This window comes from Vibrio sp. Evd11 (genome assembly GCF_900382755.1).
GTDB lineage: Bacteria > Pseudomonadota > Gammaproteobacteria > Enterobacterales > Vibrionaceae > Vibrio > Vibrio lentus.
This window is the reverse complement of record NZ_OSDX01000006.1, coordinates 127,704-142,271: the sequence shown is the minus strand read 5'-3', so window position 1 is coordinate 142,271 and position 14,568 is coordinate 127,704. Positions and strand designations below refer to the sequence as shown.

Genomic DNA, 14,568 nt, shown 5'->3' with positions numbered 1-14,568 from the left:
ACCACAACGGTATGCTAAGAACAAAAATGCCGTTCACTCTTAAGTGAACGGCATTAGACCTGTTGGTCGACTTTTTCGTTTCTGAACATGATGAGCTAATTGTTAGTCATTCTTTGATTTAACGAATTGAGACACAACAACAAAGCCGAAAGCAACCAAGTTACCCGCGAAGATAATCACTAGCCATTGAGGCATAGAAAGTTCTAAGAACTGCCACACAACCTTGCTGCAGTCTCCGTAAGCTTCAAACATCCACGGAACCCATTTGTTTAGTGGCGCCCAACTAGGGAAGGTCACGAATAAATCACAGGTTGCAAAAGGAGACGGGTTGAACTGGTAATCGACGTGCTCTAAAGCCAGCGTCAAACCCTTGTACGCGCCAAACCCCCAACCAGCAAGACCTAGCCAACGTGATATCGGGTTATTTGGAGCTATAGCGCCAATCATTGCCGCGACACCGATAGCAAGCATGGCAACGCGCTCGTAGATACACATCACGCAAGGGCCAAGCATCATTACGTGCTGGAAGAAAAGGGCACACGCTTCAAAAAATAGTATGAAAGCCAGCAGTAAAAGCCAAGATAAACGTCCCTTAGAGAAGTCTTTGAGCATTGCAAAAAAGTTCACGAATTTAATCCCGTCTATAAAATAAAAAAGCTCTGAATACTCAGAGCTTTTTATCTTGGATAAGTTTCCTAATCAACTAATATTTTTGATTAGCTAGGGAGTGTTAACCTTTCGCGGTTAAATTTTGTTCGAGATAAAAGCGTTTTAATCGCGGCGAGGGGAAAGTAGCCTAGTTATTCTAAGCAAATTCCCCTCAACAAAGAGGAAAACGCTTTTAGCCGAACCCTTCGGGCAGCGTTTGCTGGTTATTTCTACTACGTTATCGGTTTCTCATGTAGGCTAGCTACACATCAAAGCCTCTGCCTTGTATAAATACCCAGCAACTAGCTGCAAAAATCAGCTCGAAAGGTCAACACGCCCTAAATACACTTATTGTGTTTCGCAACACAAAATCAGATTAGTGACCACCAGAAACCACTGGAGCAACGACTTCACCAGTGCGCTGAATAATCCAACCTGCATCGTAGAACCAGGCTGTCATCGGTTCAACAAAGAACACGATACCAGCAAGGCCAACAAGAGCCAGTACGATAGTGTATGGCAAAGCCATGATAACCATGCGGCCGTAAGACAGTCGAATTAACGGGGCAAGTGCCGATGTTAATAAGAATAGGAATGCAGCTTGGCCGTTTGGCGTAGCAACAGAAGGTAGGTTAGTACCTGTGTTGATAGCAACAGCAAGTAGGTCAAATTGGTCACGAGTGATGATGCCTTCAACCAGTGCAGTTTTCACTTCGTTGATGTAAACCGTACCTACGAACACGTTATCTGAAACCATCGATAAGATACCGTTGGCTACGTAGAAGAGTGCGAGCTGTGCGCCTTTATCTTCAACGTGAAGTACTGCATCGATCACTGGCTTAAATAGTCCTTGGTCGATGATTACTGCAACGACTGCGAAAAAGACAGCAAGAAGGGCAGTAAATGGTAGCGCTTCTTCAAAGGCTTTACCCATCGAGTGCTCTTCAATCACACCAGTAAATGCCGTTGCTAAGATGATAACTGAAAGACCAATCAAACCGACTTCAGCGACGTGAAGCGCAAGGCCAACAATAAGCCAAACTGCAATTGCACTTTGAACCCATAGTTTTGCTACGTCTTGTTTTGTACGGTTTGCGCGTTCTTTGTTGTCAAATTCAACTAAGATTTGGCGAACGTTATTTGGCAGTTCTGCACCGTAGCCAAATACTTTGAATTTCTCTACAAGTGCACAAGTGATAATACCGCAGAAGATAACAGGCAGCGTTACAGGCAGCATTCGGATGATAAATTCACCGAACTCCCAACCTGCTTGTTTAGCAATTACCAAGTTTTGTGGTTCACCTACCATGGTCATTACACCACCCAGTGCTGTACCAACACCGGCGTGCATAAGCAATGAACGTAGGAAAGCACGGTAGTTTTCTAAGTCATCACGAGTTAGCTCAGAGATCTCTTCATCATGCGTATGATCGTGCGCAGACGTAGTGCCTTTACCTGATGCGACTTTGTGATAGATAGAATAGAAGCCAACTGCAACGCTGATAACAACGGCGATAACTGTTAGTGCGTCTAGGAATGCTGATAAGAAAGCAGCAGCAACACAGAAAGCGACAGAGAGTAAGATTTTAGATTGGATGCCAAGCAAGATCTTCGTGAAAATGAACAAAAGCAGTTCTTTCATGAAGTAAATGCCAGCAACCATGAATACGAGCAAGAGTAATACAGGAAGGTTTGCTTGCAGCTCGTGATAAACCATTTCTGGTTTGGTCATGCCAATGGCGACTGCTTGAATAGCTAATAGACCACCCGGTTGAAGAGGGTAGCATTTGAGAGCCATAGCTAGAGTGAAAATAAACTCAACCACCAACAGCCAGCCCGCAACAAATGGGTCAACTAGGAAAAAAACAAACGGGTTGATGATTAAAAAGGAAATGATGGCAAGTTTATACCAATCAGGAGCTTTACCAAGGAAGTTCTTGATAAAAGCGTTTCCGAGAGACATCGGCATGTTAATACTCTTTTATGTTGATTATGAATAGACAAGCAATACAACATTTTGAGAATCGAGCTATAAAATTGATTAAAAACTATAACTAACAGTGACTTAGAAAAACTACATTCCATGTAATGTTCTGTGGTCTTGCCAAGTCACTCCCTTAGAAACTCAAGCACTGCTTATTTTTGAGCGCAACTCTACTCTTAGATAACATTTAGTCAACAGGAAAAGCCCTGTAGCACTAAAAATACCTCTTTTTTGTTGAGAAACGCGATCAAAGTAGCGCAAGCATACCACTTAAAATGTGATAAAAACCGACTAGAATCAATATTTCAGCGAAATGATTGAAATCAACATAATAAAGACTGTTTATGTGTGATTATTACAACTTAATATTGCATTTTAATTACCTTGTAAATATGACCAATGCCATTGATTTTTAACGGTTTTTGTTGTGTTAATAAGTTGTTGTAATGGTGGTTTATAGTCACTTGCATTCCAAACTCTAAGTGTAAACGCGTGCTTAACTTTAGAGCTTTAGCTCTATTGTTGTATTTGGGTGAGTAAAGTTTTTGGGGGTATTTCAGCTAGGTAAGACTAGTGGTATGATGAGTAAATTAGAACATAATAATTAAATTGGATTGAAGTGTAGATGGTCATTAAGGCGAAGAGCCCGGCAGGATTTGCAGAAAAGTATATCATTGAAAGTATTTGGAATGGCCGTTTCCCTCCAGGTTCTATCTTGCCCGCAGAGCGTGAGCTTTCTGAACTGATTGGTGTTACACGTACTACGCTTCGTGAAGTACTACAACGTCTTGCTCGTGATGGTTGGTTGACGATCCAACACGGCAAGCCAACTAAAGTTAACCAGTTTATGGAAACCTCGGGTCTTCATATTCTTGATACGTTAATGACGTTGGATGTTGATAACGCAAGTAAAATGGTAGAAGACTTGCTTGCTGCACGTACCAATATCAGTCCTATCTTTATGCGTTATGCATTCAAAGCAAATAAAGAAGCGTCTGAGCGTACGATTACTAACGTGATTGAATCTTGTGAAGCCTTACTTGCGGCACCGACATGGGATGAATTCCTAGAGTCTTCTCCGTATGCAGACAAGATCAAACAGTCAGTGAAAGAAGACGTAGAAAAAGATGAAGCGAAGCGTCAAACGATCTTAATTGCTAAAACGTTTAACTTCTACGATTACATGCTTTTCCAACGTTTAGCATTCCATTCAGGTAACCAAATCTACGGACTGATTTTTAACGGTGTTCGTAAGCTTTACGACCGCGTTGGCAGCTACTACTTCTCTAACCCGGAAGCTCGTCGTTTAGCCATGGAATTCTACAAAGACTTGTTTGTTATTTGTGAAAGTGGTGAGCGTGAAAACCTGCCACTTGTGATTCGTAACTACGGTATCGCCAGCGCACAGATTTGGAACGAGATGAAAACAACGTTGCCAACAAACTTTACTGAAGACGACAGCTAAGTCTTTTCATTTGAGTACGGCTAGGTTTACTTGTTAAGTAAACGACGTAAAGAGCACAAAAAAGCGGCGAGATAATCAAATTATCTCGCCGCTTTTTATTTATCGATAGTTGGTGAAAACTTATCAATAGGCAGTAACTTACCCTGCAAACTCTTCTGAGTCTGGGCGGTTAGTAAACTGAACACCATTTAAGTAATCACAAAGTAATTGGTCTTCACACACTTTGTAGTTCTTATTTTCTGGCTTGCGGAAGTAAGCGCCGATCTCGTACTTACTTAAGCTAACACCAACAACTTCTAGTACATCAAGCACATCTTCAGCTTTCATGTTTAGCGCGATACGCAGCTTCATGAAAATCATGTTGTTCGTTAGTGCAACTTCAGGTTTTGGCTGCTCACCTTCTTTCTTGCCACGCTTCAGGTTGATGAAACCATTTAGAAATACCGCTAACTCTTTGTCTTTCATCGTTGCGCATGACTTGTCGTTATCTTCTTTCAGCCAGTTAATCACTTTATCGTGAGCAACGGTAACGTCAGCTTGTTCAATAGCTTTGATGATTTGTGCATTTTTAAGGTTTAGTGCGTGTTGAATACGACGCAAGATTTCATTGTTAGTCACAGGGTAGTCCTAAAAAGGTATCTGGGAGTGAATATGGCTCCAATCAAATATATTGGATTTGATAAAACACATTTTACTCTACATAGCATAGTTGAGGGCGACTCTAACAGAGAACGCTTATTTTCCATAGATATAAAAAATCCCCATAACATGGCTGTTATGGGGATCTTTAAGTGGCTAAACCGGCATTACATTACGCGCATACCTGGTTGAGCACCTTCGTGTGGTTCAAGGATCCACAAGTCACTGCCACCAGGGCCAGCAGCTAGGATCATGCCTTCAGACATACCAAACTTCATCTTACGAGGTTTAAGGTTTGCTACCATTACCGTTAGCTTGCCTTCTAGCTCTTCAGGTTTGTACGCTGACTTGATACCAGAGAATACTTGGCGAGTCTCACCACCGATGTCCAATTGGAATTTCAGTAGTTTGTTCGCTTTTGGTACTTCTTCACAAGAGATGATACGAGCAATACGCATATCGACTGCTGCAAAGGCATCGAACTCAATCTCATCTGCGATTGGCTCTTTGTCTAGCTCAGTTTGGCTTGCTTGCTCTTTTTCAGCTTCTGCTTTTTCTTTCGCAGCGGCTTCTGCGGCTGCATCTTCTTTAGAAGACTCGATCATTGCTTCCACTTTCTTCGGATCAATACGGCTAAACAGCGCTTTGAACTTAGTGATTTCGTGATCAGTGAGCGGTGTAGTAATAGCTTCCCACGTTAGCTCTTCGTTTAGGAAAGCCTCAGTGCGAGCCGCTAGCTCTGGCATAACAGGTTTCAGGTAAGCCATTAGTACGCGGAATAGGTTAATACCTACAGAAGAAACTTCTTGAAGCTCTTTCTCTTTGCCTTCTTCTTTCGCAAGAACCCAAGGTGCTTTTTCGTCAATGTACTGGTTCGCTTTATCAGCTAGTGCAGTAATTTCGCGGATAGCGCGGCTGAACTCACGAGTTTCGTATAGCTGACCGATACGCTCAGCAGCAGCAACGAATTCGTTGTATAGCTCAGGTTCTGCAAATTCAGCAGAAAGCTTGCCTTCAAAACGTTTCGTGATGAAGCCAGCGTTACGAGACGCTAGGTTAACAATTTTGTTTACTACGTCAGCGTTTACACGTTGAGTGAAGTCTTCAAGGTTAAGGTCAAGGTCATCAATACGGCTGTTTAGTTTCGCAGCGTAGTAGTAGCGTAGACACTCAGGGTCTAAGTGGTTTAAGTACGTACTTGCTTTGATGAATGTGCCTTTCGACTTAGACATCTTCGCACCGTTCACCGTTACGTAGCCGTGTACGAATACGTTGTTTGGCTTACGGAAACCAGCGCCTTCTAGCATTGCAGGCCAGAATAGGCTGTGGAAGTAAACAATGTCTTTACCGATGAAGTGGTAAAGCTCAGTTGTACTGTCTTTCTTCCAGTATTCGTCAAAGTTTAGATCGTCACGCTTGTCACATAGGTTCTTGAAAGAAGCCATGTAGCCAACAGGTGCGTCTAGCCATACGTAGAAGAATTTGTTTTTCTCGCCTGGGATTTCGAAGCCAAAGTAAGGTGCATCACGTGAGATATCCCACTGTTGCAGACCAGACTCGAACCATTCCTGCATTTTGTTTGCAGTTTCATTCTGTAGAGAGCCAGAACGAGTCCACTCTTTAAGCATGCTTTCGAACTGAGGTAGGTCGAAGAAGAAGTGCTCAGAATCTTTCATTACTGGAGTTGCGCCAGAAACCGCTGATTTAGGGTTAATTAGCTCAGTTGGGCTGTATGTCTCACCACAGTTATCACAGTTATCACCATACTGGTCTTCTGACTTACACTTAGGGCAAGTACCTTTTACAAAGCGGTCTGGTAGGAACATCTCTTTCTCAGGATCGAAAAGCTGAGAAATAGTACGGCTAGAGATGAAACCGTTCTTTTTAAGTTCTAGATAGATGTGAGAAGCTAGTTCGCGGTTCTCTTCGCTATGTGTGCTGTGATAGTTATCAAAGCTGATATCAAAGCCAGCGAAGTCTTTTTGGTGCTCTTCACTAACAGCAGCGATCATCTCTTCTGGCGTGATACCCATCTGTTGAGCTTTAAGCATAATTGGCGTGCCGTGAGCATCGTCAGCACAGATGAAGTTTACAGTGTTGCCACGTAGACGCTGGTATCGAACCCAGATATCAGCTTGGATATGCTCAAGCATATGACCAAGGTGAATAGAGCCGTTAGCGTACGGAAGCGCACAAGTTACCAAAAGTTGTCTTGGATCAGTTGCCATACTTAATAATTCGCTTTTTTGATAGGTATAAATTTTGAGAGGTAATACTACTTTATAACGTGTGATACGCCAAGTTATCAGACAAAGGATTCCCCTAGTTTTTTAGGGGTTCAGTCTTCATCTCGTGGGTGATAGCATAAATAAAAAAGGAGCCCCAATGCGTAACTTTACTTCTAAGCAAGATTTCTGTTCATGGTTGAATGAGTTCGAGTCACCAATCCTCATACCAGAGTGGGCGCTACACCAAAATATTGTATCGGTTGATCCGCGTGGATCATTTGTTATTACTTTACCTTTTGCTGCGAATCAACTGGCTGCTGATCTTAAAGACTGGATTAACGCTCAGATCGAACAGCAACTTGTCAGCGCTTTTCAATTCGAAGTGAATGTGAAGCCATCAGCGCTTGAAACTACCGTCGCCACACCATTGAAAGGCGTTAAGAACATTATCGCGGTAACGTCTGCCAAGGGGGGGGTGGGTAAATCGACAACTTCAGTAAACCTTGCGCTTGCGTTATCTAAGTCAGGTTCAAAAGTGGGCTTGTTGGATGCGGATATCTATGGTCCATCTGTGCCTATGATGCTTGGTCAACTAGACGCAAAACCAGAAGTACAGAATAACAAATGGATGATGCCAATCGAAGCTCATGGCATTTTTACTCATTCTATCGGTTACCTTGTATCAAAAGATGATGCGGCTATCTGGCGTGGTCCAATGGCGGCGAAAGCATTAGGTCAGCTCGTGAACGAAACGGTTTGGCCTGAATTGGATTACCTTGTTATCGACATGCCACCGGGTACGGGTGATATTCAGCTAACGCTTTCGCAGCAGATCCCAGTTACGGGTGCGGTAGTCGTGACAACACCTCAAGATTTGGCTTTAGCCGATGCACGTAAAGGCGTGGCGATGTTCGATAAAGTGAGCGTGCCGGTTGCAGGCTTAGTGGAAAACATGAGCTACCATATCTGTAGTCACTGTGGCGAGAAAGAGCATATCTTCGGTGCTGGTGGCGCGGAAGCTATGTCGGAAGAATTCTTCCTTGATATTTTGGCGCAGATTCCACTGCATATTGATGTGCGAGAAGACATCGATGCGGGCTGCCCAACTGTTATACGTCGTCCGGACAGCGAACATACTCGTCACTATCTTGAATTAGCTGAAAATGTGAGTGCGAAGATGTTCTGGACGGGAAAAGCGAGACCGGAAGCGATTAACTTTTCTGTGGTTGATTAGAGTAGATCAGCCTTAAAGCCGTATAAATAATACTTGGGTGAGATAAATAGCTTTTGGATTTGGCTAGATAGTCATTGGGTTTGTGCAAATAGTTGTACGCTAGTGATTCTAAAGCAAACGATTACATTCATTTAATGTATAGATAACATCAATTTGACTGTAATTAGCAAGAATGGCGACTAGAATCTATATTGTTTAGCCCCTATAATCAGGCGGTTTATCTCTTCCCACCACCAAACCATATCGGGTGCAAAATTAATGTCTGATAATAATCAATGTGTCATCGTAGGTATCGCTGGCGCTTCAGCATCAGGAAAAAGTCTGATTGCTAGTACAATTTATAATGAGTTGCGCGAGAAAGTAGGCGACCATCAAATTGGTGTTATCACGGAAGATTGCTACTACAGCGACCAAAGCCACTTGAGTATGGAAGAGCGTGTTAAAACTAACTACGATCACCCAAATGCACTGGATCATGACCTTTTATGTGAACATCTACAGCAGCTAATGAGTGGTAATGCCGTAGAAGTTCCTGAATACAGCTACACAGAGCACACACGTACTTCTGAAACGACTACACTTACTCCTAAGAAAGTGATCATTTTAGAAGGTATTCTGCTTCTGACAGACCCGCGTCTTCGTAAACTGATGCACGCAAGCGTGTTTATGGATACACCGTTAGACATCTGTCTACTACGCCGTGTTAAGCGTGATGTAGAAGAGCGTGGTCGTACAATGGACACGGTACTTAAGCAATATCAAGAAACAGTACGTCCAATGTTCATGCAGTTTATCGAGCCTTCAAAACAACATGCGGACATCATCGTTCCTCGTGGTGGTAAAAACCGTATTGCGATTGACGTGCTAAAAGCGCACATTGCGAAGTTGTTGAAGTCTTAATCGAATAAAATTTTGCCTAAGTGACTCACTTAGCTTTATTTTTTACCGAATCAGTGGCACTTTTATAGTGCCATTTTCTTTTGGAATCTAAGCAAGGAATATGCGGATGAAGAAACTACTCATTTTCATAGCTGTACCAGTGTTTGTTGTCGTTGCAGCAATTCTGGCACTAGTGCTGTTAGTGAACCCTAACCAATTTAAGCCATTAATTGTCGAACAAGCCCAAAAACACACAGGCCTAGAGCTCGTGATCGAGGGCGATATCAACTGGCAATTCTTCCCATCTATTGGCTTCGAACTTGGTCAGACTGAATTACGTAACCCTGAAGGATTCACCCAACCAAACCTGTTTAAGGTTGATACCGTTGGCGTTGATGTTTCTGTTACCCCGCTATTTAGCAACCAACTAGAGATCGGCAACATTACTCTAGATGGTGCAGAATTCTATTTAGAAACGCTTAAAGATGGTCGTAAGAATATCGACGCGCTAACGCAAGCATCAGCTCCTCAAGAGTCTGAGCCTGCAGCTGACGCAAGTTCTGAATCAACACCTGCGCCCCAAGAGCAAAGTGCTACAGACGCATCTGGCTGGACGATCAACCTTGCAGGCGTCACTGTTTCAAATGCATTGTTTGAGATGGACGACAAACAAGCTGGTTCATTCACTAAGCTATACGATGTGTCTTTGAACCTTTCTGAGTTTGCCGTTGATACATGGACAACCGCCACGTTTGCGGCTTCTGGTGAAAACAATCAACAGAAGTTCTCTGCAAACGGCAGTGCTGAATTCAAATTAGCGGAAGGCTTTGCAAGTTACGCACTGCGTAATATTGACTTAAACGCTAAGTTCAATGATCCAGCAACGTCGATTGAGTCAGCAAAGATTGGTTTGAATACGTTTGAGTTCGATAAGGTAAACCAACTGACTTACGCTGTAATCGGTAATGCGGCTGGCCTTGACCTTGATCTTAAAGGTGGCGGTGAACTTACCGTCGATAGCGCGATTTCAAAAGTAACGCTGAACAAATTAACGTTAGACTCAACATTCAAAGGCGACACGCTTCCTCAGTCTCCAATGAAAGTCGACATGCAGTCTGATTTAAGCTTCGATCTTAACAAGAGCCACCTGAGCTTTGTGTTAGAGAAGCTACAAGCTAACGCTATTGCTTTAGACGGTAAAGCAGACGTAACCCTATCTGAAATACCAAAGGTTCGTTTTTCTCTCCATAGCCCGAATATTGATTTAGATGAATTCTTAGGTTTAGGCAACTCAACAGAAACTGCGAGCACCGCGCCTTCAGATTCTGCTGGTGGCTCAACTTCAAGTGCTGGCAGCTCGGCTCCGGCGAAAGAAGTCGAACCTGACCTTTCTGCATTGAAAACGCTCGACGTGAAAGGTGATATCACGATTGATAAGTTCAAGGCGAGCAATGCGAAAATGCAGAACGTTAAAACAGCATTTTCGGTAAACCGTGGTATCGCAGAGCTAACATCATTCACATCGAATCTTTACCAAGGCTCTATTTCTGCTACCGCTAAGCTAGACGCTCGTAAAACACCAGCGACTTACACGGCTAAGAAGAAAATTAAAGGCGTTAAGGTTCAACCGTTACTGGTTGATGTAGCGAATAACGACATGCTGGAAGGTACCGGTAATATCGATGTTAACGTTAAAGGTAAGAGCCTGACGCCAACTGGAATCAAGAAGAACCTAGTTGGAACCATCGCGATTAACTTTGAAGACGGTGCGGTAAATGGCATCAACGTTGCTCAACTGATTCGAGAAAATTACGCTAAGATCAAAGGCGAAAAAGTCGAAAGCAAAGATGAGACTCAAAAGACTGACTTCAGTGCAATGAAAGCGACACTGAAAGTTGATAAGGGTTGGGTTTCAACGAACGACTTATCGGCACAGTCACCACTGCTACGTGTGACCGGCCAAGGTAAAGCAAACTTCATCAATGAAACGGTCGACTTCCTTGTTCGTACATCGATTGTTGGTTCGCTTGAAGGTCAGGGCGGTAAGAACATTGATGACCTGAAAGATGTGACCATCCCAATTAAGGTGACAGGCCAATGGGCTGACCCGAAATTTGCGCTTGTTTTTGATGATGTGTTGAAACAAAAAGCACAGAAAGAGATCGACCGTGGTGTGAATAAGCTAACGGATAAGATCAAAGACGAGAAGACCAAAGAAGCGGTTGATGGTTTGTTGAAAGGCTTCTTTAACTAAACCTTTCTAACTCGCATATAAACGAAGCGCCATTCCTGTTGAAGGAATGGCGCTTTTTTTTGGATGCTTATATTACTTTCGAGAGATTCCCTATGACACTCGTCCCTCGTTCTAGGGAATGACGATCGGTGCTCGTCCTTTATTTAGGGGAGTAACACTGAAGAGTCGTCATCCTCGAGAGGGAAGAATGACCGAGTCGGGGATCTCTAGTTGAATGCGATTACCAGTCAACGCCTTGCAGAGCTTTGACTCCAGATTCAAAAGCGTGTTTTACGTTACGAACTTCTGAAACAGTATCTGCCATCTCCGTTAAAGTGCGGTGCGCGCCACGCCCAGTAATGATTACTGACTGCATTTTAGGGCGGTTATTCAGAGCTTCCACCACTTCATCCAGTTCGATATAGCCATAGCTCACCATGTAAGTCAGCTCATCAAACAGAATCACATCAATCGACTCATCGGCTAGCATGCGCTGACACTCTTTCCACACGCGCTGCGCGGCTTCGATATCTTGAGCCTTGTTTTGGGTTTCCCAAGTGAAGCCGGTTCCCATAACTTGGAATTCCACATCCAGTTTTTGAAGAACGCTCTTTTCGCCGTTATCCCAAGTCCCTTTGACAAATTGTGCAACGGCACATTTCTTACCATGACCAACTGCACGTGTAATGGTACCAAAACCGGATGTTGATTTTCCTTTACCATTACCAGTGATAACCAACAATAGTCCTTTCACTTCTTGCGCTGCTGCAACACGTGCATCGACTTGTTCTTTTACTTTCTGTTGTCTTGCTTTATGGCGTTGTTCTTTGTTGTCTTCGGTCGACATAACAAATCCTTTTAAGTTGTGATTGTGCCTATCATAGCCTAACTTAACGATAGCAAAAACCATCGGAAGAACAGGTGATTACGGATGAAAAAGATACTCGTTGTTTGCATGGGGAATATTTGTCGTTCGCCAACAGGTGAAGCGGTGCTCAGAAAGAAGGCCCAGCAGATGGATATTGATGTAACGGTCGACTCCGCGGGGACGATTGGCTTCCATCAAGGTAACCCACCAGATTCACGTTCTAAGTCAGCAGGTGAAAATCGTGGCTACAGCTTCAAAGGTATTACGTCTCGCAAGGTAGTGATGAATGATTTTGATGAGTTTGATTTAATACTGGCCGCAGATAAGGCAAACTTAGATGATCTAACGGATCAGTGTCCTGCCCACCTCCAATATAAGCTCGCGCTATTTTTGAGTTTTGGAGAGTCGCAGTATCAAGAGATCCCGGATCCTTATTATGGTGAGGGAAATGGTTTTGAATTGGTGTTGGATTTGATTGAAGAGTCTAGCGAAGCGATATTGCGCTCAATGTAGTATGGGGGCAATGTTTGTTGTTGGGTAATAAGTCTAAGGGCTGGCTTATAGGTATAAAAAAGGCCGACATTCAATGCCGGCCTTTCTAAATCTAGCTTTAGGTTATGACTAAGCTTACTTAGACATTACTTTGTAGATTGGGTCTTCTGCAACGTTCGCTTCAACTAAGCTACCGGCTTTGTGCAGCATAGCAACACAGTCTTGGCTTAGGTGGCGAAGGTGAAGTGTCTTACCTAATGCAGCGTAGCGCTCAGCAATCGTGTCGATCGCTTCAATTGCAGAGTGATCAGTCACGCGTGAGTTTGCGAAATCAACGATAACATCTTGTGGATCGTTGTATGCGTCAAACAACTCAAGGAAGTTAGCGGTTGAACCAAAGAAGATTGGACCGTTAACTTTGTACTCTTTAGAGCCTTCAGCGTTAACTGATTTGTCTGCGTAGATGTGTTTAGCATGTTGCCATGCGAACATGAGTGCCGAAGCAACAACACCCACACCAACAGCGACCGCAAGGTCCGTTAGTACTGTTACCACGGTAACCAGAACGATAACGAAAAAATCTTGCTTAGGAACGCGACGCGCAAGCTTGAAGGTTGCCCATTCAAACGTACCGATAACAACCATGAACATTACGCCCACAAGTGCTGCTAGAGGAATCATTTCAATCAATGCAGAGCCAAACAGGATGAACATTAGTAGTGCAACTGCCGCTACGATACCTGAAAGACGACCACGACCACCTGAGTTTACGTTGATCATCGATTGACCGATCATCGCACAACCACCCATCGCACCGAATACAGAACACGTTACGTTAGCCATACCTTGACCAACACATTCACGGTTAGATTGGCCACGAGTGTTTGTCATTTCGTCTAGTACCGTCAGTGTCAGTAGAGACTCGATCAAGCCGATAGCTGCAAGGATAATTGCGTATGGCAGGATGATTTGCAATGTTTCGAAAGAAAACGGAACTGCAGGAATTGAGAAAGTTGGTAGAGAGCCCGCTAGCGTAGCGGCTTCGTCACCAGACATCGTACGTAGGAAGTCAACAACAGTACGAGTTTCGAGATCAAGTCCTACAACCAAAGCCGTTACCGTTACAATAGCAACCAGTGAAGAAGGTACTGCTGTAGTGATTTTAGGTAAGAAGTGGATGATACCCATAGTGAGTGCTACTAGGCCTAGCATTAGTGTCATTTGGCCGCTTGGTAACCAAGTTAACGCTCCCGTTACGTCTGGCGCTTTAAATTGACCAAGCTGAGCAAGAAAGATCACAATCGCCAAACCGTTCACGAAACCAATCATTACTGGGTGTGGAACGATACGGATAAATTTACCTAACTTGAATACACCCGCTGCAATTTGCAGAAGACCAGCCAGCATAACGGCTGCGAATAGGTATTGAACGCCATGGGTTGCTACTAGGCTCACCATTACAACAGCCATTGCGCCAGTTGCACCAGAAATCATACCTGGACGACCGCCGAAGACAGAAGTGATTAAACCTACGATGAATGCTGCGTAAAGACCAACCATTGGGTCAACGCCAGCAACAAAGGCGAATGCTACGGCTTCAGGTACCAGAGCTAGGGCTACTGTAAGACCTGAAAGCACGTCATTTTTTACAGAGTGCTTTGAAAATTGTGGGAATTCGAACATGTTTGCTCAGCTATGCTAAAAATGGATTTACCGACACGAGTGTATTGCGTAGCCAAACAGTGATGGAAAAGAGCGGCAATAGCTAAGTGTCGAAAAGATAAGTGCGCGAATGCTACCCAAAAATGTGACTAAGTTCAAGGTTGAACCTAACTTTGAGTAATATATCTGTTAATTTTTATTCGATTAGTAGATATGAAAAAGGCTGCTTTAATAAG

At 43.6% G+C, this 14,568-nt stretch carries 11 protein-coding genes; 5 read left to right on the top strand and 6 right to left on the bottom strand.

The window, feature by feature from the left end; all coding sequences use genetic code 11:
• Positions 1–102: 102 nt before the first annotated feature.
• Entirely contained in the window at positions 103–627 is a 525-nt protein-coding gene (gene dsbB / locus ED652_RS04195) for a disulfide bond formation protein DsbB (protein ID WP_017107302.1), read from the bottom strand.
• A 397-nt stretch (positions 628–1,024) separates the two neighbouring features.
• Positions 1,025–2,617, bottom strand: coding sequence for a Na(+)/H(+) antiporter NhaB (gene nhaB, locus ED652_RS04185; RefSeq protein WP_122053567.1), 1,593 nt, complete (start codon positions 2,615–2,617; stop codon positions 1,025–1,027).
• A 640-nt stretch (positions 2,618–3,257) separates the two neighbouring features.
• Between nhaB and fadR the strand changes: the two genes are divergently transcribed.
• The gene (fadR, locus tag ED652_RS04180; protein WP_065111011.1) at positions 3,258–4,097 is read left to right on the top strand and encodes a fatty acid metabolism transcriptional regulator FadR; all 840 of its coding nucleotides are present in this window, start codon (positions 3,258–3,260) and stop codon (positions 4,095–4,097) included.
• Positions 4,098–4,235: 138 nt separating this feature from the next.
• Here the strand turns inward: fadR and ED652_RS04175 are convergent, their stop codons facing one another.
• On the bottom strand, positions 4,236–4,715 hold the full coding sequence (locus ED652_RS04175; protein ID WP_017107299.1) for a DUF1456 family protein: 480 nt from the start codon (positions 4,713–4,715) through the stop codon (positions 4,236–4,238).
• A 188-nt stretch (positions 4,716–4,903) separates the two neighbouring features.
• Positions 4,904–6,964 carry a methionine--tRNA ligase gene (gene metG, locus ED652_RS04170; protein ID WP_102472651.1) on the bottom strand — a complete coding sequence of 687 codons (2,061 nt, stop codon included), beginning with the start codon at positions 6,962–6,964 and terminating at the stop codon, positions 4,904–4,906.
• 157 nt (positions 6,965–7,121) lie between these two features.
• Here metG and apbC point away from each other — a divergent pair, with 157 nt between their 5' ends.
• The 3 genes from apbC to ED652_RS04155 all read left to right on the top strand — a co-directional run bounded on the left by apbC (position 7,122) and on the right by ED652_RS04155 (position 11,331).
• A complete protein-coding gene (gene apbC / locus ED652_RS04165; RefSeq protein ID WP_122053566.1) occupies positions 7,122–8,198 on the top strand; it encodes an iron-sulfur cluster carrier protein ApbC in 1,077 nt (358 codons plus the stop codon).
• 258 nt (positions 8,199–8,456) lie between these two features.
• Positions 8,457–9,098, top strand: coding sequence for a uridine kinase (gene udk, locus ED652_RS04160; protein ID WP_004734002.1), 642 nt, complete (start codon positions 8,457–8,459; stop codon positions 9,096–9,098).
• Between the two features lie 106 nt (positions 9,099–9,204).
• Positions 9,205–11,331, top strand: coding sequence for an AsmA family protein (locus ED652_RS04155; protein WP_122053565.1), 2,127 nt, complete (start codon positions 9,205–9,207; stop codon positions 11,329–11,331).
• A gap of 220 nt (positions 11,332–11,551) precedes the next feature.
• Here the strand turns inward: ED652_RS04155 and cobO are convergent, their stop codons facing one another.
• The gene (cobO, locus tag ED652_RS04150) at positions 11,552–12,157 is read right to left on the bottom strand and encodes a cob(I)yrinic acid a,c-diamide adenosyltransferase (RefSeq protein ID WP_122053564.1); all 606 of its coding nucleotides are present in this window, start codon (positions 12,155–12,157) and stop codon (positions 11,552–11,554) included.
• 84 nt (positions 12,158–12,241) lie between these two features.
• On the opposite strand from cobO, the gene ED652_RS04145 reads away from it, so the two are divergent.
• Positions 12,242–12,691 (top strand): low molecular weight protein-tyrosine-phosphatase, encoded by a 450-nt coding sequence (locus tag ED652_RS04145; RefSeq protein WP_122053563.1) that lies wholly within the window; start codon positions 12,242–12,244, stop codon positions 12,689–12,691.
• Between the two features lie 114 nt (positions 12,692–12,805).
• On the opposite strand, the gene ED652_RS04140 is transcribed toward ED652_RS04145, so the two are convergent.
• The gene (locus ED652_RS04140) at positions 12,806–14,353 is read right to left on the bottom strand and encodes a SulP family inorganic anion transporter (RefSeq protein WP_102465492.1); all 1,548 of its coding nucleotides are present in this window, start codon (positions 14,351–14,353) and stop codon (positions 12,806–12,808) included.
• Positions 14,354–14,568: the final 215 nt, after the last annotated feature.

Excerpts from the sequence above, each read along its gene's own strand:
- nhaB (WP_122053567.1), bottom strand. The coding sequence starts at position 2,617 with ATGCCGATGTCTCTCGGAAACGCTTTTATCAAGAACTTCCTTGGTAAA.
- fadR (WP_065111011.1), top strand. The coding sequence starts at position 3,258 with ATGGTCATTAAGGCGAAGAGCCCGGCAGGATTTGCAGAAAAGTATATC.
- metG (WP_102472651.1), bottom strand. The coding sequence starts at position 6,964 with ATGGCAACTGATCCAAGACAACTTTTGGTAACTTGTGCGCTTCCGTAC.
- apbC (WP_122053566.1), top strand. The coding sequence starts at position 7,122 with ATGCGTAACTTTACTTCTAAGCAAGATTTCTGTTCATGGTTGAATGAG.
- udk (WP_004734002.1), top strand. The coding sequence starts at position 8,457 with ATGTCTGATAATAATCAATGTGTCATCGTAGGTATCGCTGGCGCTTCA.
- ED652_RS04155 (WP_122053565.1), top strand. The coding sequence starts at position 9,205 with ATGAAGAAACTACTCATTTTCATAGCTGTACCAGTGTTTGTTGTCGTT.
- cobO (WP_122053564.1), bottom strand. The coding sequence starts at position 12,157 with ATGTCGACCGAAGACAACAAAGAACAACGCCATAAAGCAAGACAACAG.
- ED652_RS04145 (WP_122053563.1), top strand. The coding sequence starts at position 12,242 with ATGAAAAAGATACTCGTTGTTTGCATGGGGAATATTTGTCGTTCGCCA.
- ED652_RS04140 (WP_102465492.1), bottom strand. The coding sequence starts at position 14,353 with ATGTTCGAATTCCCACAATTTTCAAAGCACTCTGTAAAAAATGACGTG.